This is a genomic window from Paracoccus gahaiensis (genome assembly GCF_005048225.1).
In the GTDB taxonomy this organism is placed as follows: domain Bacteria; phylum Pseudomonadota; class Alphaproteobacteria; order Rhodobacterales; family Rhodobacteraceae; genus Paracoccus; species Paracoccus gahaiensis.
Genome location: NZ_SUNI01000011.1, coordinates 55,378 through 80,336, shown reverse-complemented (window position 1 = coordinate 80,336; position 24,959 = coordinate 55,378). Strand labels below are relative to the sequence as shown.

The 24,959-nt window shown below is 69.2% G+C and carries 21 protein-coding genes and 1 pseudogene; 7 read left to right on the top strand and 15 right to left on the bottom strand.

The features are described 5' to 3' along the window. Positions 1-57: 57 nt before the first annotated feature. Positions 58-1,278: pseudogene (locus FA743_RS12145) on the bottom strand (tripartite tricarboxylate transporter permease); the annotation flags it as partial. Between the two features lie 77 nt (positions 1,279-1,355). Here FA743_RS12145 and FA743_RS12140 point away from each other — a divergent pair. The 4 genes from FA743_RS12140 (at position 1,356) to FA743_RS12125 (ending at position 5,081) form a co-directional block, all read left to right on the top strand. Then, positions 1,356-1,607: a M20/M25/M40 family metallo-hydrolase gene (locus FA743_RS12140; RefSeq protein ID WP_136886373.1), complete on the top strand. Its 252-nt coding sequence runs from the start codon at positions 1,356-1,358 to the stop codon at positions 1,605-1,607. A 161-nt stretch (positions 1,608-1,768) separates the two neighbouring features. After that, positions 1,769-2,506 carry a calcium-binding protein gene (locus FA743_RS20795; protein WP_136886372.1) on the top strand — a complete coding sequence of 246 codons (738 nt, stop codon included), beginning with the start codon at positions 1,769-1,771 and terminating at the stop codon, positions 2,504-2,506. 85 nt (positions 2,507-2,591) lie between these two features. Further along, a complete protein-coding gene (locus FA743_RS12130) occupies positions 2,592-4,310 on the top strand; it encodes a sensor histidine kinase (protein ID WP_136886371.1) in 1,719 nt (572 codons plus the stop codon). 9 nt (positions 4,311-4,319) lie between these two features. Beyond that, positions 4,320-5,081: a response regulator transcription factor gene (locus FA743_RS12125; RefSeq protein ID WP_136886370.1), complete on the top strand. Its 762-nt coding sequence runs from the start codon at positions 4,320-4,322 to the stop codon at positions 5,079-5,081. A 113-nt stretch (positions 5,082-5,194) separates the two neighbouring features. Here FA743_RS12125 and FA743_RS12120 read toward each other — a convergent pair whose 3' ends face one another. The 8 genes from FA743_RS12120 to FA743_RS12085 form a co-directional block, all read right to left on the bottom strand. Further along, positions 5,195-6,628: an alkaline phosphatase D family protein gene (locus FA743_RS12120; RefSeq protein WP_136886369.1), complete on the bottom strand. Its 1,434-nt coding sequence runs from the start codon at positions 6,626-6,628 to the stop codon at positions 5,195-5,197. Between the two features lie 117 nt (positions 6,629-6,745). Then, positions 6,746-7,654 carry a calcium/sodium antiporter gene (locus tag FA743_RS12115; RefSeq protein WP_136886368.1) on the bottom strand — a complete coding sequence of 303 codons (909 nt, stop codon included), beginning with the start codon at positions 7,652-7,654 and terminating at the stop codon, positions 6,746-6,748. 226 nt (positions 7,655-7,880) lie between these two features. Next, complete coding sequence (locus FA743_RS12110; protein ID WP_136886367.1) at positions 7,881-9,392, bottom strand: tripartite tricarboxylate transporter permease; 1,512 nt, start codon at positions 9,390-9,392, stop codon at positions 7,881-7,883. Between the two features lie 6 nt (positions 9,393-9,398). Beyond that, a complete protein-coding gene (locus tag FA743_RS12105) occupies positions 9,399-9,968 on the bottom strand; it encodes a tripartite tricarboxylate transporter TctB family protein (RefSeq protein ID WP_136886366.1) in 570 nt (189 codons plus the stop codon). Next, positions 9,968-10,921, bottom strand: coding sequence for a Bug family tripartite tricarboxylate transporter substrate binding protein (locus FA743_RS12100; RefSeq protein WP_136886365.1), 954 nt, complete (start codon positions 10,919-10,921; stop codon positions 9,968-9,970). Before FA743_RS12100 ends, FA743_RS12105 begins: the two co-directional genes overlap by 1 nt. 225 nt (positions 10,922-11,146) lie before the next feature. Beyond that, a complete protein-coding gene (locus tag FA743_RS12095; protein WP_136886364.1) occupies positions 11,147-13,648 on the bottom strand; it encodes a sensor histidine kinase in 2,502 nt (833 codons plus the stop codon). Continuing rightward, positions 13,635-14,306 (bottom strand): response regulator transcription factor, encoded by a 672-nt coding sequence (locus FA743_RS12090; protein WP_136886363.1) that lies wholly within the window; start codon positions 14,304-14,306, stop codon positions 13,635-13,637. Before FA743_RS12090 ends, FA743_RS12095 begins: the two co-directional genes overlap by 14 nt. Before the next feature lie 111 nt (positions 14,307-14,417). Further along, positions 14,418-15,134 carry a calcium-binding protein gene (locus tag FA743_RS12085; RefSeq protein ID WP_136886362.1) on the bottom strand — a complete coding sequence of 239 codons (717 nt, stop codon included), beginning with the start codon at positions 15,132-15,134 and terminating at the stop codon, positions 14,418-14,420. Between the two features lie 132 nt (positions 15,135-15,266). Between FA743_RS12085 and FA743_RS12080 the strand changes: the two genes are divergently transcribed. Genes FA743_RS12080 through FA743_RS12070 form a run of 3 tightly spaced genes read left to right on the top strand, consistent with a single transcriptional unit; the run spans position 15,267 to position 17,568 of the window. Then, the gene (locus FA743_RS12080; protein ID WP_136886361.1) at positions 15,267-15,566 is read left to right on the top strand and encodes a PepSY domain-containing protein; all 300 of its coding nucleotides are present in this window, start codon (positions 15,267-15,269) and stop codon (positions 15,564-15,566) included. Further along, positions 15,566-16,228, top strand: a complete 663-nt coding sequence (locus FA743_RS12075; protein ID WP_136886360.1) for a response regulator — start codon at positions 15,566-15,568, stop codon at positions 16,226-16,228. Before FA743_RS12080 ends, FA743_RS12075 begins: the two co-directional genes overlap by 1 nt. Next, positions 16,225-17,568 (top strand): sensor histidine kinase, encoded by a 1,344-nt coding sequence (locus FA743_RS12070; RefSeq protein WP_136886359.1) that lies wholly within the window; start codon positions 16,225-16,227, stop codon positions 17,566-17,568. Before FA743_RS12075 ends, FA743_RS12070 begins: the two co-directional genes overlap by 4 nt. A gap of 572 nt (positions 17,569-18,140) precedes the next feature. Here FA743_RS12070 and nanR read toward each other — a convergent pair. Genes nanR through FA743_RS12040 form a run of 6 tightly spaced genes read right to left on the bottom strand, consistent with a single transcriptional unit; the run spans position 18,141 to position 24,937 of the window. Further along, positions 18,141-18,887 carry a transcriptional regulator NanR gene (gene nanR, locus FA743_RS12065; RefSeq protein WP_136886358.1) on the bottom strand — a complete coding sequence of 249 codons (747 nt, stop codon included), beginning with the start codon at positions 18,885-18,887 and terminating at the stop codon, positions 18,141-18,143. Next, entirely contained in the window at positions 18,871-20,703 is a 1,833-nt protein-coding gene (locus FA743_RS12060; protein ID WP_211242262.1) for a D-apionate lactonase family protein, read from the bottom strand. Before FA743_RS12060 ends, nanR begins: the two co-directional genes overlap by 17 nt. Continuing rightward, on the bottom strand, positions 20,700-21,713 hold the full coding sequence (locus FA743_RS12055; protein WP_136886357.1) for a Gfo/Idh/MocA family protein: 1,014 nt from the start codon (positions 21,711-21,713) through the stop codon (positions 20,700-20,702). Before FA743_RS12055 ends, FA743_RS12060 begins: the two co-directional genes overlap by 4 nt. Before the next feature lies 1 nt (position 21,714). Continuing rightward, entirely contained in the window at positions 21,715-22,773 is a 1,059-nt protein-coding gene (locus FA743_RS12050; RefSeq protein ID WP_136886356.1) for an ABC transporter permease, read from the bottom strand. Next, complete coding sequence (locus FA743_RS12045) at positions 22,770-24,299, bottom strand: sugar ABC transporter ATP-binding protein (protein ID WP_136886355.1); 1,530 nt, start codon at positions 24,297-24,299, stop codon at positions 22,770-22,772. Before FA743_RS12045 ends, FA743_RS12050 begins: the two co-directional genes overlap by 4 nt. Further along, on the bottom strand, positions 24,296-24,937 hold the full coding sequence (locus FA743_RS12040; protein ID WP_169308878.1) for a DUF2291 family protein: 642 nt from the start codon (positions 24,935-24,937) through the stop codon (positions 24,296-24,298). Before FA743_RS12040 ends, FA743_RS12045 begins: the two co-directional genes overlap by 4 nt. Positions 24,938-24,959 lie beyond the last annotated feature (22 nt).

Here is a 24,959-nt window from a genome sequence, read left to right as displayed (position 1 = left end):
ACGGCCGCCACGAAAAGGCCCGGCGGACCACACGGTCCGCCGGGCTTTCCTCTGCGCTCAGGCGATGCTGCGCTCGCGCAGCACCCGCCAGACCATCCGCGCCAGCAGCAGCGCGGTCAGCCCCAGCAGCACCGCCGTCAGCGGCCGCGAGGCCATCGCCATCACGTCGCCCCGGGCCAGCAGCATGGCGCGGCGCAGGTTCTCCTCCAGCATCGGGCCCAGCACGAACCCGATCAGCACCGGCGCGGGCTCGAAGCCCAGCAGACGCATGCCATAGCCAAGCGCGCCGAAGCCCAGCACCATGCCTACATCGAACAGGCTGTAGTTCAGCGAATAGACCCCGATGCAGATCAGGCACAGGATCACCGGATACAGATAGTGATAGGGCACTTGCAGCAGCCGCACCCACAGCCCGATCAGCGGGATGTTCAGCACCAGCAGCATGATGTTGCCGACCCAGAAGCTCATCGTCAGGCCCCAGAAGATCTCGGGGTTCTCGGTGATCAGCGCCGGGCCGGGCGTGATGCCGTGGATCAGCAGCGCACCCATCATCAGGGCCATCGTGGCGCTGCCCGGGATGCCCATGGTCAGGGTCGGGACGAACGCCGCCTGCACGGCGGCATTGTTGGCGGCTTCGGGGGCGGCAACACCCTCGATCGCGCCGCGCCCGAAGCGCTCGGGCGTCTTCGACGAGCGCTTCTCGACCGCATAGGCGATGAAGGCCGCGATGGACTGGCCGGCGCCGGGCAGCGCGCCGAAGAAGCAGCCGATCCCCGATCCGCGCAGCATCGGCAGGGCCGTCGACCGCGCCTCGGCCCGTTCGGGCAGCATGGAGCGCAGCGTGATCCGCCCGGTGATGGGTGCGCCCCGCCGTTCGGCGATGGACGAGATGATCTCGGCCACCCCGAACAGGCCCATGGCCAAGGCGACAAGGCTGATCCCGTCATAGAGGTGAAGCAGGCCGAAGGTCAGCCGCGCTTCGCCGGTATTCACATCGGCTCCGACGCTGCCCAGCAGTAGGCCCAGCAGCACCATTGCCAGCCCCTTCAGCGGCGAGTTCTGCACCACCCCCGCCGCCGCGACCAGCCCCAGGGCCATCAGCGCGAAATATTCCGCCGGGCCGAAGGCCAGCGCGAACCGGGCGACGGTGGGGCCGAAGGCCATCAGCATGATGATCCCGATGGAGCCGCCGACGAAGGAGGCGATGGTGGTGATGAACAGCGCCACGCCCGCGCGCCCGGCCCGCGCCATCGGATAGCCGTCGAGGCAGGTGACGGCCGACGAGGGTGTGTCAGTTCATCACTCCGCGATAGCGCGGCAGCGTCAGCGAGATCGCGGGCACATAGGTCGCCACCGTGATTGCCGCCGCAACCCGGGTTCTGGGCGCGGACCGTGTCGATGGCCTCGCCTCCCCGGTGGGCGGCAGCGAGGACTTTTCCTTCATGCTCGAGACCGTGCTCGGCGCTTATGTGATGATCGGCAATGGCGACGGCCCCGGCGCGGCCTTCGTCCATACGCCGCACTCCGACTTCAACGACGCGCTGATCCCCATCGGCATCTCCTCTTGGCTCGCCCTTGTTGCCGCCGAACTGAACCGGGCATGGTAAAGACGCACATCCACCGGCGCGGGAAGTAAGCGGAAGGTTAGAGTTCGGTAAGAATCGGGCGGTTCGGCGGGCGGGCTCTTCGGCGACGGAAGACTTCGTCCTAGGTCTGGGCGGTACCCCCGGCCGATCCGGTCAGGGGCAATCCTGCCCAGGAGGACATCATGGCAAACATCAATGGCAACGGTGAAGCGAACACTCTGAACGGCACCAATCTGGCCGACGTCATCCGCGGACGCGATGGCGCGGATCTTCTGCGCGGCCTCGGCGGGAACGACCGCCTGTTCGGCGATGACGATGACGACCGGATCTATGGCGGCGATGGCGCCGATACCATCGCCGGCGGAAAGGGCGAGGACCGCATGTGGGGCGATGCGGGCGATGACGTGATCACCGACGAAAGCGGCAACGACGCCGCCTACGGGGGCGCGGGGAACGACCGCATCTCGCTTGGCGAGGGCAATGACACGCTGGACGGCGGCACCGGCAACGACACGCTGGATGGCGGCGAGGGCGACGACCGGATGTCCGGCGGCAACGGAACCGACATCCTGACCGGCGGCGAGGGCAACGACACCCTGGACGGGGGCGCGGGCAATGACCGCCTGACCGGCGGCGAAGGGAACGACGTGCTGGCCGGGGGCTCGGGCAACGACATCCTGACCGGCGGCGAAGGCGGGGACCGCTTCGTGTTCACCCTTGGCAGCGACCGGATCACCGATTTCGACGGCGGCGACGACGATCTGGACCTGTCGGCGCTGAACTCGGTCAACAACTTCTCGCAGGCCATGGCGCGCGCCAAGCAGGTCGGAAACGATGTCGTCTTCACCTTCGACGAAGGCACGGTCCGGCTGGAGGGTGTCCAGCGGTCCAGCCTGGACAATGACGACTTCATCTTCTGATCCGGCCCGCAGGCCTGTCTCCGGCCGGCGATCCGTCGGTTGGGGACACCGGCGATACACTTGACCCGAGGGCCGGGCGAGTGGGATGATACGGTCTCTGATCGGCGGGAGCATGAAGGCGATGATGGCCGAGCCGGATCGACACGCGGCCACCGCCGATGTCCTGGGCCGGCAGTCCGCGGGCCGGTTCCAGGCGGTGCGGGGCTTTCCGCACCGGATCCTGCGCAACTGGCGCCCGACGCTTGGCGCGCGGATCGCGGCGTTCCAGGCGATCAACGTCCTCGCCCTGGCGATCAGCGCCGGGGCGACCCTCTTCGCGATCGAGCGCCTGGACCATTACATCGACCGAGATCGTGTTGCGGGCCGCCAGCTGGGCGCCATCGTCAGGCTGTCCGGCCATCTCAACCGGTATTCCGAGAACATTGCCGAACTGCTTCTGCTGGGCCGGACGGTGTTCGACGATTTCAGCGAGGCCCGGGCCGATGTCGATGCCGGGCTGACGGAACTGCAGCGGCTGATCGAACAGGAAATCGCCCTGGTCCGCGATCCGGTCGAGGCCGAACTCAAGCGCGTCGAACGGGCGCAGGCGGCGCGGATGCGATCGCTGTTCGAGCGTATCGACCAGACGGCGCAACGCCTGCTGCTGCTGCGCGAGGACGACCGGACGGATGAGGCCCTGAACCTGTTCCGCACGTCGATCGAAGAGGGGTTGGATGCCGAGCTGGAGCGTCTGGTGGCCGAATCCCTGCGCGTCGAAGAGGTCGAACTGCGCCGCATCGAGGACCGCACGAACCGGCTGGAGGCGCAGCTCACCTGGCTGGTCGTCACGGTCTGCAGCCTGGCGGTGATGATCGCGGTCCTGGCCGGCATCGGCCTGTCGCGCAGCCTCAGGCGGCCCCTGACCCGGTTCGTCGCCGCGACCCGCGCCATCGGCGCCGGCGATTTTGCCGTCCGCCTGGACGAGGACCTGCCCGGCGAGCTGGGCGACCTGGCCCGGCAGGTCAACGGATCCGCCGACAGGCTGGGAACCGAAAAGCAGCGCCTTCTGGACGTGCAGGCGGGTCTGGAAGACGAGGTGGCCCGCCGCACCGCCGAACTGGGCGAGGCCAATGGCCGCCTGCAGCGTCTCGACCGGATGCGAATGCTGTTCTTTGCCGATATCAGCCACGAGTTGCGCACGCCGCTGACGGTCCTGCGGGGCGAGGCCGAGGTGGCCCTGCGGTCGGGACAATCGGACGGGATCCGCCGCGAGGCGCTGGCACGGGTGGCCGAGATCGCGGGCCAGATGGGCCGGCTGGTCGAGGATCTGCTGTTTCTCGCCCGGGCCGAGGTGGGTGCCGTCCGGTTCGAGATCGAGCCTCTGGACCTGACCGAGGTGGTCGAGGCGATGCTGGCCGAGGCCCGCATCCTGGGACGCGACCGCGATCTGGGCTTCGACGTCCGGATCCCGCCCGGGCCGCTCTGGATGGAGGCCGATGCGGGGCGTCTTGGTCAGGCGCTTCTGATCGTGCTGGACAATGCGGTGAAATATGCCAATGCCGGCACGGTGATCGACCTGCGCCTGATGCGCGACGGCGATGCGGCAGTCTTCACTTTGGCCAATGACGGGCCCGCGATCCCGGCCAGCGACGTGCCCTTCGTCTTCAGTCGGTTCTATCGCGGGCGCAACACCCTGCCGGTCGAGGGCAGCGGCCTGGGGCTGTCCATTGCCAAATGGATCGTCGAGACCCACAATGGCGCGATCTCGCTGACAAGCGGCACGGGCCGGACCGTGGTCTCGATCCGCCTTCCCCTGCGAGGCTGAGGACAGGTCATGGCGCAGCTGCTTCTGGTCGAGGACGATGCCCGGATTGCCCGCTTCGTCCGCAACGGGCTGACCGCCGAGGGTCATACGGTCGAGGTGGCGGGCACCGCCCTTACCGGGCTGGCGCTGGCCCGCCGGGGCGATTTCAGCCTGGTGATCCTGGACCGGATGCTTCCGGACATGGACGGGCTTGAAATCTGCCGCCAGCTCCGCTCCGAGCATGTGGATATTCGCATCCTGATGCTGACCGCCCGCGACGCCATCGGCGACCGCATCGGCGGCTTGCGGGCGGGCGCCGACGATTATCTGGCAAAGCCCTTCTCCTTCGACGAATTCGTGGCCCGGATCGAGGCGCTGCTGCGGCGGGGCGACCTGCGGCGGCACGAAGCCGAATTGCGGGTGGGCGATCTGGTGCTTGACCCGATCACCCGGCGGGTCACCCGCGGCGATCGACGGCTGGACCTGACGCCGCGCGAATATGCCCTGCTGCGCTATCTGATGGAGAATGCCGGCGCGGTCGTCAGCCGGACACAATTGCTGAACGCGGTCTGGGGCCTTGGTTTCGAGCCGGGAACGAAGGTCCTGGAGGTCTATATCCGCTACCTGCGCCGCAAGCTGGAGGACGGGGACGCGCCGCCGCTGCTGCACACGCTGCGCGGCATGGGATATGTGATCTCCGCCGACGCCGACATGCCGGAGGGCTCCGGCCCCCGCCCCGGCCCGGGCGAACCGCCCGCCGCCACCCGGACATCGCCGGAAACCATGATCTGACATGAGGCGGGCGCATGCACCCAGCAGGCGCCGTCACCTGCGTGTCGCAGAGACCAGGTCCTTGCCACAGCCGAGGACAGTCACAGATGCGCAGCGGCACCGAAGCCCGGTGCCTAGAGCAGCAAGGGATCCGTCAATCCGCTCTGCTCCAGATCCCATTGCGCCCGCCAGGCTCCTGAGACGCGCTCGAGCATCAGGTAGTTGCGCTCGGCGGTGTAGCGCGTGCGCTGGCCCGGCAGCGGCGCGATGCGGATGGGATGACCCGGCAGCGGGTTCTCTCCCAGAGAGGCAAGGGCGCCCAGGAACCGCGCCCAGCCCTTGGGCGGTGCGCGATGGGCGATGCCCGAGGCGACGAGCTGGTGCAGGTGCAGATCATTGCCCAGATCCATGACCGCGCGCGTCGCCAGGTGGATCTCGCCCGAGATCGCGGTGACATTGTGGCCGTCGCGGCGCGCCATGTCCCGCACGACCGCCAGCATCCGGCGCCACTCGTCCCGATGGCTGCGGCTCTGCCACTGATCGCGCAGATCGTCCTCGTACTTTTGCATGCGCGGGATCGCCACCATCAGCGTCTCCAGCACCGACATCCGCGGCCCCAGCAGCGGGACGCTGGACATCAGCAGCGTGTGCCCCTCCAGGCTCCGCGCGGCCTCGGCGTCCATCATCGCCCAGCCAGCCGGTCCCATGACGTCGCGGCGGGTGCGCTCGGAGCGAAGGTCGGGCGCCAGGATGCGCAGGCCCGGGGCATGGATGCCCCATCCCAGATGCGCGCCGGATGGATCGCCGAAGCGCGCGGGCAGGTCGTCCTGCACGGTGGCGTGCTGGAACAGCAGGAAGCTTTCGCGGGCCACGGCGAACAGGGTCCGACCGACCGCGGATTCGGTGCGATCGCGCGGCAGGGACCCCCACCCGTCGCAGATGTCGTGGTCGTCCCATTGCATCAGCGAGGGCACGCGCGCGGCCAGCCACGCCAGTTCCGGCGCGGCATAGAGCGTCACATAGCGTTCGAAGAAACGCTCGCGCAGATGGCGGCGCAGATCGGCCAGGTCTTCGGGCGACGGATCGTCCGGCACCCGGTCCGGCCAGTCCTGGCTCAGGGGGTGCCCTTGGGTGACCTCGTCGGCATAGACCTGATCGCCGCCGTGCAGCAGCAGCGCGAAGGGCTGGCGGCGATGTTCCTCGCGCAGGCGCGACCACATCGCGTTGCGCTCGGAGCCTTCGCGCAGCATGTCGCCGACCTCCTCGCCGTTGCACGAGACATAGGCCAGACGCAGATCGCCACCCAGGTCACCGGCCACCTGGAAATCGGTGCCGTTCCAGCGATAGGACGACGTCCGATCGGCGGGCAGCGAGAACCGCATGCGCCAGACCGTGGCCTGGGGGTGATGGGCCAGGGCCACGGCCTTTGCCGGGCCTGCCGCCGCCTCGATGGGCGGCGGCGCCGCGCCCTTCGGCGTGATGAACAGCGCGGACAGCACAAGCCGGTCGCCCTCGAGATCATCGAGAATGAGGATCGGGCCGATGGGATGGGTGATCTGATGGGGCATCGAGCGGTGCTAATCCAGCCGGATCGGCGCCGCAATTTGCAAAATGGCCGCCCCGATCACAGGCGCGTGGCCGGACCCGCCGCCGTCGGATGCGGCAGGTCCGGTCGGCGTGACGGCTCAGATCAGGGCGACATAACCGCCATAGGCCAGCAGCAGGATCACCCCGGCGATCCGGGGCAGACCGCCCAGGGCGAAGGCCAGGACCGACAGGCCCAGGGCCGAGGCCGCGACCCAGACCATGTCCACCGAGGCGAAGCGCGGATCCGCCGGGATGGGGTTGATCAGGGCGGTCACGCCCAGAATGGCGAAGATGTTGAAGATGTTCGATCCCACGATGTTGCCCACCGCGATCTCGGTCTGCTTGCGCAAGGCGGCGATGAGCGAGGTGGCCAGTTCCGGCAGCGAGGTGCCGACCGCCACGATGGTCAGGCCGATCACCGCCTCGGAGATGCCGAAGGCGCGGGCCAGTTCGGTGGAGCTGGTCACCAGCAGGCGGGCGCCGATGACCAGCACGACCAGCCCACCCAAGGTCATGGCCCAGGCCTTCCATTGCGCGACCTCCCCCTGGCTGATGGTGTCGGGCTCGATCCTGCTGGTCAGGAAGGCGGTGACGAGGAAGATCGCGAGCCCTGTCAGAAGCAGCCCGCCGTCCAGCCGCGTGACGGCGCCATCCAGGAGCATGATCCAGATCGCGGCCGTGGCCAGCAGCATGAACCCCAGATCCCGCCACAGCTTCCTGACGGGGATGACCAGCGGCGCGACCACGGCCGAGATGCCGAGGATCAGCAGGATGTTGGCAATGTTGGATCCCAGCACGTTGCCGATGGCGATGGCGGGCTGCCCCGCCAGGGCCGCCTGTACCGACACCAGCATCTCCGGCGCGGACGTGCCGAACCCCACGATGGTCAGGCCGATCAGCATCGGCGAGAGGCGGAAATGCCGGGCCACGGCGGTGGCACCCCGGACAAGAAGTTCGCCTCCGAAGAAGAGGGCGACAAGACCCAGAATGAAAAGCAGAGAGGTCACGGCGGATCCTGACATGGGCAAGGGGAAATGGCAGATCTTCCTATCAGCCATCGGACCGCCTGCAACGGCCCGTGCAGGTCACCGGCGGATCCTCGAGCGGCGCGGGCCCCGTGGCCGGTGACGGATGGCACCCCGGTCCGGGCGAAGCCGCTGAGCGCGACCGGACGGCCAAGGCAACCGTCCTGCCGCGCTCAGTGCCGGGAACCCGACCCGGCCAGACCCGGGATCAGGCCTGAACGGCCTTCCCGCGCCGCAGCAGGGCCCAGAGGCGCGGGCCGAGGATCGACAGGACCGCGATCGCATAGATGGCCAGGGCGATCTTCGAGGTGAAGAGGAAGGTCCAGTCCCCCTGGTTGATCATCAGGCCCCGGCGCAGCTGCTCCTCGGCCAGCGGGCCCAGGATTGCGCCGACCAGCGCCGGCGCCAGCGGATAGCCGAAGCGCCGCATCACGAAGCCCACCAGACCGAAGCCCAGCAGCAGGATCAGCGCGAAGGCCGAGCCCTGGGCGCCCACGATGCCGAGCGTCGCGAAGGTCAGGATGCCCGCGTAGAGCCAGGGGCGCGGGATCGCCAGCAGCTTGACCCAGATGCCGATGAACGGGACGTTCAGGATCACCAGCATCAGGTTGGCGACGAAGAGGCTGGCGACCAGACCCCAGACCAGATCGGCGCTGTTGGTGAACAGCAGCGGTCCGGGCTGAAGCCCGTATTGCTGAAAGCCCGCCAGCATCATCGCCGCCGTGGCCGAGGTCGGCAGGCCCAACGTCAGCAGCGGGATCAGCGTGCCGGCAGCCGAGGCGTTGTTGGCGGCCTCGGGCCCGGCCACGCCCTCGATGGCGCCGCGCCCCTCGTCGAAGTCGCGCCGCGCCTCGCCGGTCGCCAGGCGGCGCTCGGTCGTGTAGGAGAGGAAGGTCGGGATCTCGGCGCCGCCGGTGGGCAGTGGGCCGAACAGGAAGCCCAGGCCCGTGCCGCGCAGGAAGGGGCGGAAGCAGCGCTTCAGGTCATGCATGTTCAGCCAGACCGAGCCCTTCATCTTTTCGGCCTTGGTCAGGTGGTTGATGCGCTGCGAGGCGAGATACATCGTCTCACCGATGGCGAAGAGGCCGACGGCCACGATGGCGATCGAGATGTTGTCGCTCATCTCGGGGACGCCGAAGGCCAGGCGCACCTGCCCCGTCAGCTTGTCGGTGCCCACCATGCCGATGGTCAGGCCGATGAACAGCGCCGTCAGGCCGCGCGTGACCGAACCCCCGAAGGCCGCCGAGACGGTCAGGAAGGACAGCACCATCAGCGCGAAATATTCCGCCGTGCCGAAGGACAGCGCCACCGCGACCATCAGGGGCGCCACCAGCGCCAGACCAAGCGTCGCGATGGACCCGCCGACGAAGGACCCAATGGCCGCCGCGCCCAGGGCCTTGCCGCCCGCGCCGCGCTTGGCCATGCGGTTGCCCTCGACCGCCGTCATGATCGAGGCGGTCTCACCGGGCGTGTTCAGCAGGATCGACGAGATCGCGCCCCCGTACATGCCGCCGTAATAGATTCCGGCGAACATGATCATGGATCCGGTCGCGCCGAAGGACAGGCTGACCGGCAGCAGCAGCGCGACGGTCAGGGCCGGGCCGATGCCGGGCATCACGCCCACGGCCGTGCCCAGCATCACGCCGATCAGCGCGTACATCAGGTTCATCGGCTCCAGCGCCGTGCCGAGGCCGCCCAGAAGAAGGTAAAATGTGTCCATGGCGCCCTACCGGAAAAATTGGTCGATGACCTGTTCCAGCGGACCGTTCGGCAGGGCAAGGCCCAGGCCATAGCGGAACAGCAGGAACAGAAGGGTGGACATGACCGCACCGATGGCCAGGTTCAGAAGATGCGTGGTCTGTCCGAAGGAGCGCGCCGCAAAGGCGAACAGCACCGTCGAGGCCGGGATGAAGCCCGTGCCGGAATAGAGCATGACGATCTCGATCACGATGGCGGCGACCAGCCAGATCACGCCGCCCCAATTCAGGGGCTCCCGCGTCTCGAACCCGCCGCGCCAGGCGCTGAGCGCGGTCAGCCCAGCCAGCACCAAGATGCCGAAGGCCACGATGAACGGCACGATTTCCGGCCCGAACTGCGCGTAGGAGCGGCGCACCGGATAGCCTGAGGCGTCGGAATAGATGACGGCAGCCAGCGCGAACAGGGCCACCGCGATGCCCAGACCGGCCAGATCGCGGCGTCCGCTGGCCTGGCCCACCTCGTCCTCGCCATGCAGGCGGATGTCGGGTTCGGCGGACAGCCGGGTTTTCCCGGCTGCCAGAGTGTCCTGGCCCGACATCACTCGGTGATCCCAAGCTCGGTCAGGATCGCGCCGGTGGCCTCGATCTCGCCGTTCAGGTAGTCGGTGAACGCGTCGCCGGCCAGGAAGGTGTCGACCCAGCCCCGCGATTCCAGCACCTCGGCCCAAGCATCCGAAGCCGCCATCGTCTCGATCGTGGTGACCAGTTCGGCCTTCTGCTCGTCGGTGATGCCGGGGGCGCCGGCGATCATCCGCCAGTTCTGCACCTCGACGTCATAGCCCTGCTCGGCGAAGGTCGGCGCGTCCAGATAGTCCTGACGCTCGGGCGCGGTGATGCCGATGACCTTGACCGACCCGGCCTCGATCTGCGCCGAGAACTCGGAGAATCCCGACACGCCCACGGTGACCTGGCCGCCCAGGATCGCGGCCAGCGCCTCGCCGCCGCCCGAATAGGGGATGTAGTTGATCGTCGCGGGATCGACGCCTGCGGCCTGCGCGAAGAGGCCCGCCGCGATGTGGTCGACACCGCCCGCCGAACCGCCGGCCCAGGTGACCGCGCCCGCATTCTCGGACAGGGCCGCGGCCAGATCCTCGGCATTGTCGATCGGGCTGTCGGCCCCGGCCACGACCACGACATATTCGCCGGTCAGGCGGGCCAAGGGCGTCACGTCGGTCAGCGACACCGGCGAATCGTTGGCGATGATCGCGCCGACCATCACATAGCCACCGACGATGGTCGCCGCCGCGTCGCCGCTGGAGCGGTTGACGAATTGCTGCAGCCCGATGGTGCCGCCGGCGCCGGCCACGTTCTCGACCTGGATGTTGGAAACCAGGCCCTCGGCCTGCAGGGTCGACTGGATCGAGCGCGCGGTCTGGTCCCATCCGCCGCCGGGACCCGCCGGCGCCATGATGCGCAGCTCGGACAGTTCGGCCATGGCCGCAGGCGCGATCAGCGTGGCCGACAGGACGGCGGCGATTCCAAGTTTCTTCATGGTTCCCTCCCAGGATGTTCGATGGCCCTCGGGGCCGTGACATGGGCGGAAGGGGATCGGACCGGAACAGCACCGAAAGGTGCGGCAGGCCCGCCTTGCGGCGGGCGTGATGCGCGGCCTCCTCGCCTGCACCGGAACCGGACACCTCCCATGCCCAGATGGGGAAACCTTAGCGATGTTTCCTGTCATCGTCCTGTCATCGGGAAAAATGACCGACGAGGGGCGTCAGGGCACGCCGGGGGCCACGATCTCTTGCCAGGTGGTCAGGAACCGGCTGCGCCGCTGCGGGTCCAGGCCCACCAGCAGCACCGGGCGCAGCGCGATCGGCTGGACCGAGCCCCGGCCCATCGCCGCGATGCGTTCCTGCGTCCAGGGTCCGGTGGCGCCCGGCCTGATCGAGCCCAGAGCGGCGCGGCCCGCCGCGATCGACTGGCCGGCGGGCGACAGGGTGAAGTCGACGAAGGCGCGGGCCAGGTCGGGCGCGGGCGCGTCCTGCGGGATCAGCATCGTGCGGGTCAGCGCCAGCACATAGTCGTCGGGCACGATCACCCCGATGGGCGCCCCCTGCGCCTGCCGGGCCAGCGCATAGGATCCCAGCACGTTATAGGCCAGCGCCAGCTCGCCCGAGGCGACCGCGTCGATGATCTGGGGGCTCGAGTCGCTCAGCCGCGCATCGACCCGCCCGAAGGCCGAGGCCAGCCGCCAGAATTGCGACGAGATCTGCTGGTCCTGCGTGGCCAGCAGATGGCCCACGCCGCTGCGCGCAATGTCATAGGTGGCGACCCGGCCCCGGAACCGCTCGGGCTGCTGTTCCAAGAGGCTGGCCAGTTCGGTATGGCTGCGCGGCTGCGTGCCCGGCGCGATCAGGCGGGGGTTGTAGACGATGACCGCAGGCTCGAAGGTGAAGCCGAAGATCTCGTCGCGCCAATGCGCCCAATCGGGCAGCCCCTCGGTCCAGGGCGAGGCATGGGCCTGCGCATGGCCGTCATTGGCCAGCTTGAACTGCAGGTCCGAGGCCGAGCTGATCAGCAGGTCCGGCGGTTCCGGCAGGCTGCCCGCCAGATAGCCGCGATAGAGGGCGTTGCTGTCGGTCTCGGCATAGCTGACCGCGACGCCAGGGTTCTGGTCCTGGAACCCTTCGATGAAATCGACGAACAGTTGCGTGTCGGTGGTGCCCGCGATGCGCAGCAGCCGGTCGGGCGCCTCCTGGCCCGCCGGCAGGGGACGGGCGGGGTACTGGACGGGCTGGGCCGACAGCGGCGACGCGCCGAGGGTCAGCGCCAGCAGCGCGGCCAGCGCTATCCCGGCGGACAGGGTCCCGCGCGGCGCCGGGTCCGGGGGGGCCTGCTGCTCGTCATCGGCCAAAGGCAGGTCCAGGACCGCCGCCAGCCCGCCGCCCTCGCGGTCGCGCAGGATCAGCGTGCCGCCATGCGCCAGGGCCACGCGGCGGGCGATGTCCAGCCCCAGCCCCGATCCGACATGGCCCGCCCCCGCCGGCCCGCGCACGAAGCGCTGCATCAGGCGCGGCTTGTCGGCTTCGGCGATGCCGGGGCCACGATCCAGCACCGACAGCGTCATCCGGCCCGGTCCCGCCGGCGCCACCTCGACGAGGACCGGCCCCGCGCCATAGGTCAGGGCATTGTCGATCAGGTTGCGCAGCGCCTCGCGCAGCGCGATGCGGTCGCCGCGCAGCACGGCGGCGCGGGCGGCGGGGTCGATGCGCCCGCTGACGCGCGGCGCCAGGTCGGGGTCCAGGCGGCCCAGCACCTCGTCCACCATCGCGGCCAGCGACAAAGGCTGCGCCATGGTCGTGTCCATCCGGTGCGAGATCGTGGCATCCATCAGCAGCTGCGACACCAGATGGCTGGCCTCGACCGCCAGATCGTGGATGCGGGCGGCGCGGGCGCGCAGGGCGGGTTCGTCGGGTTCCGACAGCGCCATCTCGGACTGCGCGCGCAGGGCGGCCAGGGGGTTGCGGACCTGATGGGCGGCCTCGGCCACCAGCCCGCCCATGCGGTCCATGGACACCGCCAGCCGCGCCATGAAGCCGTTGAGCCCCTCGACCAGGCGCTGCACCTCGACCGGGACGGGCACGTCCAGCGCCGACAGATCCTCGGGGCGGCGGCGGCGCAGGGCCTGGTCGATCGTGTCCAGCGGCGCGAAGGTCCGCCCGATCACCACCCAGACCATGACGAGCGCCAGCGCGGTCAGCACCGCCACGGGGATCAGCGCGTTGCGGCGGATCTCGGCGGCCAGCGCGGCGCGCGCGCCAAGCGTCTCGGCCATGCGCACGGTGACCCAGCCCGTCCCCTCGACGGTCGAGACCAGCCGCCCCACCGTCACCAGCCGCACCGGATGGCCGTTATGGGCGGCATCGACGAAGACCGGGGTGACCGAACTGGCCAGCGCCGCGTCGGGCGTCAGGTCGGGATAGCCGGTGACATGCTGGCCCGAGGCATCCTCGACCGCGTAGAAGACCCGTTCCTGATCCGACATCATCGCGAAGGCGGCGGCGGGCAGTTCGACCGCGACCGCGCCATCCTCGATCTGGACGGCCCCGGCGATGGACAGGGCCGAGGCCGACAACAGCCGGTCGAAGGCCCGGTCCGAGGCGCGGTTGGCATAGTCGCTGATGAAGACGACCAGCAGGGCCGCCGCCCCCAGCAGCATCAGCAGGGCCAGGGCCAGGATGCGCCGCCGCAGCGACAACGGCCTAGGGCGCGCCATCCTGCACCATGTAGCCCACGCCGCGCACCGTCACGATCTGCACCCCCGACCCGGCGATCTTGCGCCGCACGCGCGAGACGATCTGTTCCAGCGCGTTCTCGGACCCGCCATCTTCCAGCTCGCCAAGCCGCGCCAGCAGCCGGTCGCGGGTCACCACCCGGCCCGCCGCGACCATCAGGCTGTCCAGCAGCCGGAACTCGCGCGGCCCGATATCGACCAGCGCCCCGTCGAACCACAGGACCTGCCCGGCCTGATCCAGCCGCAGAAGCCCCAGGTCCAGCATCGACGAACCCGTTCCCGCCGGACGCCGCATCACGGCGCGCAGCCGCGCCTCCAGCTCGCGCAGATCGAAGGGCTTGACCAGATAGTCGTCGGCGCCCAGGTCCAGCAACCCGACCTTGTCGTCGATCTCGGCCTTGGCGGTGACGACCAGAACCGGCAGCTGCCCCTGCGTCCGGCGCAGCGCCCGCAGGATCGAGATGCCGTCCCCCGCCGGCAGGGTCAGGTCCAGGATCAGCGCGTCGAATTCGCCCAAGGCCAGGGTCTCGGGGACATCCGCGCCGGTGGTGTTCCAGGTCACCTGATAACCCAGCTTCTTCAGCCGTCGTTCGACGGCCTCGCCCAGATCCCGATTGTCCTCGACCAGCAGTATGTTCATGGGGGCGATAAAGCCTCACCCGTCCCGCCAAGTACAGCCCCGACGCGCATCACCGCAGCCCGGCCCTTCCGTCCGAGGAAGGGCCGGGGAGCGCACCCCCCGGCCCCGTCCTCAGAAGGTGAAGTCGTTCAGGTCCAGATTCGCGCGGTTGAAATCCTCGAGCACGATGATGCTCGCGCTGTTGAAGGTCAGGATCGTGTCGCCGCCCCGCTGGACCGCACCGTCGATGGCACGCTGGACCTGGCCGCGCTCCAGGTCGTCCATCTCGATCCGGTCGACGCCGTTGGTGAAATCCAGGATGCGGTCGCGGCCGTCGCCCAGCTCGAACTCGAACTGGTCGGCCCCGATGCCGCCGATCAGGATGTCGCTGCCGCGACCGCCATCCAGCGTGTCGTTGCCCTGATTGCCATAGAGCACGTCGTTTCCGTCGTCGCCGTCCAGCTCGTCCCGGCCCTCATTGCCGAACAGCCGGTCATTGCCGTCATCGCCCTCCAGCTCGTCGTTTCCGGGGCCGCCCCGCAGGACGTCGGCGCCGTCGTCGCCCTCCAGCTCGTCATCGCCGCGACCGCCCTGCAGGGTGTCGTTGCCCGACCCGCCCGACAGGTCGTCATTGCCGTCATCGCCCCGCAGCAGGTCGTTGCCCGATCCGCCCCAGATGCTGTCATTGCCGGTGCCGCCATTCATCGTGTCGGCGCCGGCCTCGCCCCAGATCCGGTCGGACCCCCCGCGCCCCAGCAGCGCGTCGTTTCCGGCCCGGCCATAGATCAGGTCCGCGACCTCGCCGCCGATGAGTCGATTCGCGCCTGCGGTGCCAATCAAGCGTGCCATTGTCCTGTCTCCTTGCCGATGAGACCGCCCCTGTGGCGGCCCTTGTACCGGTTGGTCTAGCAGGGCCATCCTGACACCGCGCTGACGCCCTCTGTCAGCGCGGTGTCAGCCACGGTGTGCGAGGTTCGGCCCATGACACGTCTCGTTCTTGCCGCGCTCCTCGTCCTGCACCCTGCGCTGCCGGCGGCGCAGGTCCTCGACCATGAGGTTGCGCGGCGGGCCGTCGGACGCGGCGACGTGATGCCGCTGGAACGGATCCTGGCCCTGATCGAGGCGCGGTATCCCGGCCGCATCCTCGAGGTCGAACTGGAAGACGAGGACGGGCTGTGGCTTTATGAGATCGAGATCCTGACCCCGAACGGCCGGGTGCTGGAAATCGAGCTGGACCCCCGCACCGGGGCCATCCTCTCGCTGGAGGAAGACGACGACTGATGCGGGCTCTGGTGGTCGAGGATGATGCCCGGATCGCCTCCGATCTGGACCGGGCGCTGACGGCGGCGGGGTTCCGGGTCGATGTCACCGCCTCGGGCGCGACGGCCTGGTTCCGGGGCGGGACCGAGGCCTATGCGCTGATCGTGCTCGATCTGGGGCTGCCGGACATGGACGGGCTGAGCGTGCTCAAGCGGTGGCGGGCCGAGGGCTGCGACGCGCCCGTCCTGATCCTGACCGCCCGTGGCGCCTGGACCGAGCGGGTCGAGGGGATCGAGGCGGGCGCCGACGATTACCTGCCCAAGCCCTTCCGCATGGAGGAACTGGTGGCGCGCGCCCGTGCGCTGGTCCGGCGCGCGGGGGGGCGGGCCGAGGCCGTGATCCAGGCGGGGGCCCTGACGGTCGATCTGAACCGGATGAGCGTGCTGATCGAGGGCGTTCCCGTCGCGCTGACCCCGCTGGAATTCCGGCTGGTCGCCTGTCTCGCGGTTCACCGGGACCGCGTCCTGTCACCGTCCGAGCTGCTTGAGCATCTTTATGGCGATGACGATGCGCGCGAGGCCAATGCCCTGGAGGCCTTGGTGGCGCGGCTGCGGCGCAAGCTGGGACCGGGGCTCATCGCCACCCGCCGGGGGTTCGGCTATCACCTGGCCGGCCCGGAATGAGGCCCCTGTCGCTGCGCTGGCGACTGCTGCTGATCGGCGGTGCCACGATCCTGGCCGCGATGGCGCTGTCGACCCTGATCCTGGCCAAGCTGTTCGACCGGCATGTCCAGCGCGTGGCGGTGTCGGATCTGCAGGACCAGGCCCTGGTCCTGATCTCGGTGATCCGGCCGGGCCCGCCCGCCTGGATGGCCGACCAGCCCCGCAACCCCGCCTGGCTGCGACCCTTCTCGGGGCATTACTGGCAGATCTGGCTGGAGGACCGACCGATCCGGTCGCGGTCGCTCTGGGACGTGACGCTGGATGTGGTGGGTCCGGCGCCCGCTCCGGGTCGGGAGCGCGTCCTGACGCTGGACGGTCCCGGGCAGCAGCGCCTGCTGGCGGTCGATCAGCAGGTGCTGATCGGGCAGGGCACCGATGCCGTGCCCGTCCGCATCCTGGTGGCCGAGGATACCGAGGATGCGACCCTGGCGCGGGCGGCGTTCCTGCGCGATCTGCTGCCCTGGCTCGGTGCGTCCATGGCGGCGCTGCTGGCGGCCTCCTGGGCGCAGGTCACCCTGGGGCTGCGGCCCCTGGCGCAGATCCGGGCGCATCTGCAGGGCCTTGCGCAGGGCCGCCGCCACAGGCTGGGGGGCGCGCTGCCGGCCGAGGTGGCGCCCTTGGCCGATCAGCTGGACCGCCTGCTGGATGACCGCGACCGCGAGCTGGACCGCGCCCGGCATCGGGCGGGCGATCTGGCGCATGGCTTCAAGACGCCGTTGCAGGCGCTTCTGGGCGATGCGGACGCCCTGCGCGACCGGGGCCATGGCGACATGGCGGACAGCATCGAACAGGTCGTCACCCAGATGCGCCGCCATGTCGACCGCGAGCTGGCCCGGGCCCGCATCCGGACCGAGGCCGGCACGGCGCGGACCGATCCCTCGGCACCGGTCGCGCGGCTGGTGAAGGTTCTGGGCCGCACGCCGGACGGGGCCCGGCTGGACTGGCAGGTCGAGGTGCCCCCCGGCACCCTGCTGCGGATCGCTGTGGACGACCTGACCGAGGCGCTTGGCGCGCTGATGGAGAACGCCGCCCGCCACGCCCGCCACCGCGTGCGGATCGGGCTGCAGCAGGACGGCGCGCAGGCGGCGGTGGTGATCCGCGACGACGGGCCGGGGGTCGCCGAGGAGGATCTGGCGCGGCTTGTCGACCGGGGCGTCCGGCTGGATCGATCCCGGGACGGGCAAGGGATCGGACTGGCCATCGCCTCCGACATCGCCGAGGCGGCGGGCGGGCGGCTGGTGCTGGCAAACGCAAGCCCGGGCCTGGCCGCCGCGCTGCATCTGCCTTGCGATGCGGGCTGATGCCTTGGTCTCGGTGCTGATGCGGGTCGCGATCGGCGTCGAACCTTCGCTTCATGCACTGGCCAGCTTGCGCCTCGGGTTGCTAATCCCACCGTCGTTCCGGCACGGGTGCCGACGGTCAAGCGGCCTGCATCAGTGGCCCCGCCGGTCGTTGACAAGAGCGACAGAGATGGGTGCGGGGGCCGGAAAGTGCCTAAGCCTGCTCGATGGAGTCGAGGGCGGGCAAATAGGGCGGCAGACGCGGAAACCACCACTTGGTGTCAGTTCCGGGACATGTCCCCGCACCCGGGTCAGGTTCGTCTTCACGGAGGTTTCGTCGATGAACCCCCACCGCTCAAGCGGCGCCGCACTCAAACCCTCTCAAAGATAAACTTGAACCCCGCGCGCAGCGCATCCGCTCAAGGTGCTGACCTGATCCATCCGCCCGGAAAAGATGACTCGCAGGCAGGCCCCTGTGCGGATCCCAGGATACCGGGCTTTGCAGAAGCGCTCAGGTGGAGGGTATCAGCAGACGGCAAGATGGTTCCGTCAGTGGCCACATGCGGGGAAGAACCTCCGTGTCGAGGCTCAGTTCAATCCAGCGCTGTGCCCTGACCATTGCCATGCGTGTACAGATCCGTGGATCGATCCAGATGGGCCTGCATCACCCGCACCGCGCCATCTGCATCGGCGGCGGCGATCCGGTCGGCGATCTCTTGGTGTTCGATCAACGTGATCTCCTCGTTGCCGGACCAGTGCAGCAGGATCCCGTGATACTGGAACAGCCAGCGCAGCATGGACTGGCTGGTCGCGGTCAGGATCGGATTGCCCGAGATCGCCGCGATGCGCGTGTGAAACGCCATGTCCAGCGACACGAACAGTTGCGCCTCGCGCGTGACGGCGCGCTGGCGATCGATCAGGTCGCGCAGATCGGCCACATCGGCCGGCGTCGCCTGCCGGGCCGCCTCGCGGACAAGACCGCATTCGAACATCCGCCGCGCCTGCTTCAGATGGTCCAGTTGGTCGGGCTCGGAGGACAGGAGCATCCGCGCCACATCGTCAACCCGGCTCAGCACGCTGCCGGCACTCAGCTCGTTCACGCGGCTGCGCTCGCCATGGCTGATGGTGATCAGGCCCATCGTGTGCATGTGCTGCAGCGCCTCGCGCACGGCAGGGCGGCCGACACCGAACCGCTCCATCAGATCGCGCTCCGAGGGCATGGGCGCGCCGGGCGGCAGCTCGCCGCTGGACATCAGGTCGCGCAGTCGCTCGAAGACCTGATCGGACAGCTTGCGGCGCACGATCCGTTCGGGGGTGGTCGCGTCATCTTTCTTCATCATCGGGTCCCTGCTGCCTTGGCCCCGACCTAAGCGCAGAGGGTGCCGGGTGCAAATCCCGACTGCGTCCGATCCGCCAGCCAAAGCCCGGCAGGGTCGCGCCCCAGGGCGTGATTGCCGGGCCCGGCGTCAGGTTGGCCGCGATCACCTCGTCCCCCAGATGCAGGACCGCCTGCCCGTCCGCCACCCGCGCCGGACCGACGGGCTGGCCTGCCCGTGCGGCCAGTGCGGCAACCGGCCCCGCCACCGGCCGCAGCGTGCCGTCGTCGGTCACGAGGCCGCGCGGGCCATAAAGCTCTGCCGGCGTCCAGACCGTCAAGCCCGCAGTCGCGACCGCGGCGGCCAGGCCGCAAGTCCAGGCGGCCGCGAATTCTCCGTCCTGACGCGGATCGTCATCGGTCAGGCACAGGCGCAGGCGGTGCGGATTGGGGATGGTGCGACTGCCATAGGGGTTGTGGCGCATCGCCAGCGTCGAGGGGCCAAGCCGGTAGCCGGCCCCTCCGGCGATCGCCCGCCCCGAGGCCAGGACATGGGGCACGGCCTGCAGGGTCTCGACAACCGAGGCATCGTCGGCCGCATGCACGATCGGGCAGAGCCCATGGGTGATGAAGTCCAGCAGTCCCGCCGAGGGGCGCTTGCGGTTCAGTTCCGGGAAGAAGCTGGCAACCCCGCCGCCCAGGGGCAGGTCGGGAAAGGCGGCACGGGCTGCCGCGTGAATTTGGTCCAGCGGCGGACAGGCGGGCCAGTCCGATCCTGGCGGCACCGACTGGCGGTCCACCGCGGGCGTGACCATGACCGAGGCCGCCCGCAGCCCCGATGCAGCCAGCGCGGCGGCATGGGCGGCAAACTCGGCCTGCAGATCGCCGCCGGGCGGGCAGGCGGCGACCAGTTCCAGATCATAGGCGACGCCAGGGCACAGCGCCTGCAGCGCGGCAAAGGTCTGCAGGTCGGGCGTAATCGGCCCGGCACTGGCGTCCAGATGGCACAGCAGCCGCTGTGGTGCGATGCGGCGCAGGGGGCCGGGATCGGTAGCTGCGCGTCGGGCCTGCGCGCCCGTCAGCAGCAGCGCGGTCTGGGGAAAGCGGGGCTGAAGCACGGCTGTGCGGGGCGATGGATGGGCAGGCGCGGCTGGCTGACGGTGCCAGCTCAGGCTGACGGATTGCGTCAGGACCGCCCCCTCGGCCAATTCATAGGGCCAGGGCTTGGCCAGAGGTCGGTTATAGGTCTTGAACGAGGCGTCGCCCCATTGACGCTGGTCCTCCATCTCGAAGATGTCGCCCGCAAAGCGGCAGGTGACCTGCCATGACCCGGCCTGATGGGTCAATGCGGCGATCTCCATGAACGGCTGCCACGGGGCGATCAGGTCCGGAAAGTGCCCGTTGGTCCGGCTGCCATCGGGATGATCGACCAGAACGGCACTGCCTGCCACGCCCTCGATCGGGTGCAGGACGGTGAAACCCGTGCGGTTGGTCCAGACTGTCCCGGTGGCGTGGGCCTCCACCTTTGCGTCAAGCCCCCCCGAGGTCAGCATCATCGTGACATGCGCGGACAGGTGCCCGGCCCCCATGTCGTAATCCGCCTGCCAGCCGACCCGCACCCCCTGCCCGTCCCTTTCCACCCGCAGCCCGCTGGCCTGCGGCGCGACGGTGCCCCAATCGCGGTCGCGGACGAGAAAGGCGATGCTGCGGATCGCCTCGACATCGTCCAGGCGAAGATGGCGCAGCTGGCCATCCTGCAAGGTGGCCTCGGCAGGGCCGCAGGACAGGGTCCGGCCGGAGCGCGGCGGCTCGTCCGTGCCGTAAAGCGCGCGCAGGTTCACAGCGCGATCCGGCTGCCATCGCGGGCCGAGGCATAGGCGGCCTCGACCAGTGCCAGCGTCCGCAGGTTGTCGCGCCCCGAGGTCTCGGGCTCGCTTCCGTTGCGCAGGCAATCGATGAAATGGCTCTGGATGACCTGCACGCTTTCCTGAATGTTGTGCCAGGGGCGTTCGGCCCAAGGCAGGGCGGGGGGCGAGACATTGCGGATCTCGGTCCCGCCGTCCCGCTGGATCACCAACCGGTACCCGGCCTCCAGCCGCAGCGTGCCTTGGTCGCCATCGATCTCGATCAGGGTTTCGGGAAAGGTGTCGGGCACCCGCCGCGTGGCATAGGAACAATCGACGACCGAGGTCGCCCCGCTCGCATGATCCAGCAGGATCGTTGCCACATCCTCGCCCCGGATGGCGGGATTGATGCGGGTGGTCGAGGCCGACAGGCGGGTGACATCGCCCAGGGCGGCGCGGGCGATGTCCAGGATGTGGATGCCCAGATCCTGGATGATGAAGCGCGGATCGGTGGCCAGATAGGGCTGGCCCGAAAACACGTCATGCCCCGAGCGGAAGCTGAAGCGCGCAAAGAAGGGCCGCCCCACCGCGCCGTCCCTCAACGCGTCCAGAAGCGCCCGCACGGGTGACTGCCAGCGGAAATTCTCGTGCACCATGAGGACCTTGCCCGCGCGCTCCATGCTGGCGACCATCTCGCGGGCGTCCTGCATCGTGGCGGCAAAGGGTTTCTGACAGATCGCGTGCAGGCCCGCCCGCGCCGCCGCCAGCACCAGCGGGCGATGGGCGGCGACGGTGGTGGCGATGTCGACGAAATCCAGATCCTCGGCCGCCATCATCGCCTCGGCATCGGCATAGGTCCGGGTCACGCCGAACCGCGCCGCCGTCTCGGCCAGCCGCACGGGATCGCGGTCGCACAGCGCTAAGATGCGCACGCCCGGCACCGCCTGCCAGCCGTGCAGCTGGTTGCGGGCGAAGAACCCGCACCCGATCACCGCCCCGTTCAGCATGTCACGCCCCCGCCTCGGCCTGCAGCGCCACGCGGGCCTGCAATTTCTGTTGCGCCTGATCGACCACGACGGCGGCGATGATGACAAGCCCCTTGATGACCGTCTGCCAGAAGGACGAGACCCCCATCATCACCAGCCCGTCCGACAGCACCCCGATGACGAAGGCCCCCACGATGGTGCCGCCGATCCGCCCGCGCCCGCCCGACATGGACGTGCCGCCCAGGACGGCAGCGGCGATCGCGTTCAGCTCGAACGACTGGCCGGTCGCGGGATGGGCCGCCACCAGCTGAGAGCTGATGATCAGCCCGACCAGCGCCGCGCAAAGTCCGCTGAACATGTAGACGAACAGCTTGATCCGGTTGACCTTGACCCCCGACAGGGCGGCGCCGCGCTCGTTCCCGCCGACCGCGTAGATATAGCGGCCAAGCGGCGTGCGCGCGGCGATGTAGGCGGCAATCAGCGCCACCGCGATCAGCATCCAGATCGACACCGGCAGGCCCGCCCAGGTCCCCGCCCCGATCAGCCGGAAGGTGTCGGAGCCATAGTCGGGATTGCCGCTGAGGTTCGGAAAGGTCCGCCCGTCGGAAAACAGCATCGCCGCGCCCCGGCAGACATACAGCGTGCCAAGCGTGGCGATGAAGGGCGCGACGTTCAGCCTGGTGATCAGAAAGCCGTTCACCGCGCCGATGGCGATGCCCACCACCATGACGATCAGGCAGATCTCGACGGTGTTGAACTGGATCGACCAGCCGAAGCCGGGATTGAGGCCGTTCAGGATCAGGTAACCCGCCACCATGCCGCACAGGCCCACGATCGAGCCCACCGACAGGTCGATCCCGCCCGAGATGATCACGAAGGTCATGCCGATCGCCAGAAAGGCGTTCAGCGCCACATGCTTGGACATGATGACCAAATTGGCCGTCGACAGGAAGTTCGGCGCAGCAAAGGCGAAGAAGACGAAGACCAGGATCAGCGCGATGAAGGTCCGGGCCTTCAGCGCGACCAGCAGGGCCTGCGTGCTGCTGGGGACAGTCCGGGCGGGGGTTGCGGCATCGCTCATGCGGCGGGCTCCTGTGATGCGGGCGCGTGACCCTTGGCCGAGGCGGCGACCAGGGCGGTTTCGGTGGCGTCCCTGCGATCGAACCGCCCGGTCACGCGGCCATTGGACATGACGATGATGCGGTCCGACAGGGCCATCAGTTCCTCGAGATCCGAGGTGACGAAGACGATGCCCAGCCCCTCTGCAGCCAAGGCGCGCATCGTGCGGAAGACCTCGGCCTTGGCGCCGATGTCGATGCCGCGCGAGGGCTCGTCCATCAGCAGCACGCGGGGATTGGTCATCAGCGCCTTGCCGATCACCACCTTCTGCTGATTGCCGCCCGACAGGCTGGAAACGGGGTTCTCCATCGAGGCGATCTTGACCGTCAGCCGCTTCACGAAGCCCGCGACGGTCCTGCGCTCGGCGCCAAGGTTCATGTGCACCCCCGCCGTGGTGATGGCGCGCAGGCTGGACAGGGTCATGTTCTCGCGGATGGACAGGATCTGGACCAGACCGTCGTTCTTGCGGTCCTCGGGGATCAGGGCGATGCCTTGGGCGATCCGCGCCGCGATGCTGCGCGCGGTCAGCGGGCGACCTTCGATGAACAGGCGCCCGGTGGCGTGGGAATGGCGCCCGATGACGCATTCCAGGAACTCGCTGCGGCCCGCACCCATCAGGCCATAGACGCCCAGGATCTCCCCCGCGCGCAGCGACAGGCTGACCTGATCGACCGCCATGCCGCCCGCACGGGGCAGGCAGACGTCCTCGGCACGAAAGATCTCGGGGCCGAAGGGGTGGTCGATGGCCTTGGCGTAATCCTTGCTGGCGCCGCCGATCATGGCACGCACGATCCAGTCCAGATCGACGCCCGCCATGGGACGCGCCCCGGTGATGGCCCCGTCGCGCAACACGGTGATGTGGTCACCGATGCGCAGCAGCTCCTCCAGCCGGTGCGAGATATAGACGATGCCCACGCCCTGCCGCCGCAGATCGCCGATGACCCGGAACAGGATCTCGACTTCGGCGGCGGACAGGGCGCTGGTGGGTTCATCCAGAATGAGGATGCGGGCATCCTGGGCCAGGCTCTTGGCGATCTCGACGATCTGCTGCTGGCCCACGCGCAGATCGGCCAGCAGGGTGTCGGGGTGGATGTCCTGTTCCAGCCGCGCCATCAGCGCCCGGGTCTCGCGGCGCTGCGCGGCCCGGTCGATGTCGATGCCCGCGCGGGTCCTTTCGCGGCCCATGAAGATGTTCTCGGCCACCGTAAGGTTGGGAAACAGGTTCAGTTCCTGAAAGACGATGCCGATGCCGTGGCGGCGGGCGTCGTCGGGGCCGCCGAAGCGGACCTCGGCGCCGTCCATCAGGATCCGGCCCTCGGTCAGCTGCTCGACCCCGGCGATGACCTTCATCATCGTCGACTTGCCCGCGCCGTTTTCCCCGACCAGCACGTTGACCGCACCCAGATGCAGGTCGAAATCCACCGACTTCAGCGCCCGGGTCCCGGGATAGACCTTGCTGCCGCCCCGGATCTGCAACCCCACGGTCATGGTGCGGCCAGCGAAGTCGGGACCAGCACCCAGGGCGCATCGGCCGCGGGCAGGGTCATCGCGCCCTCGACGATCAGGCGTTGCCCCACGGGATCGTCCGCGGGCAGGCTGAGGCGCTGATGGGCCTGATCGTTCAGCGCGCGGGCCAGTTTCGCATATTCGATCTGGTCGCGGAAATCGGTGAAGGTCAGGAAGTCCAGCGCATCGCGCAGCGCCGTGCCCCGGATCACCGGACCGAGCTGCAAGGTCAGATCCCCCTGCCCGTCGCCATCGGTGTCCAGATCCAGATGCGCCGCGCGCGAGGCCAGATCGGCGCCCACCACCTCGCCCTCGGCCCGCAGCACGAAGTTCCACGGGCTGCCCTCGGAGCCCGGGCGGATGCCATGGGCCGTGCCCGCCGCATCCAGCCCCTGCGCCAGGAGGGCGCGCAGGGGCGCGGCCTCGACCGCATGTTCGGCGACATAGCCGGGCAGCCGGTCGTCGAAGATTTCGGCCGCCAGTGCCGCCATGCGCTGGTCGTCGTCCAGCGGGACCGCGCCAGCATCGCCGGACGGGTCCGCATCGGGCACGATCTTGCAGCCCGGCAGCAGCGCAAGGGCCAGCGTTCCGGCCAGAAGGGCGGTCAGTGCAGGCGTCATCGGCATATCCTCGACGAAAGAG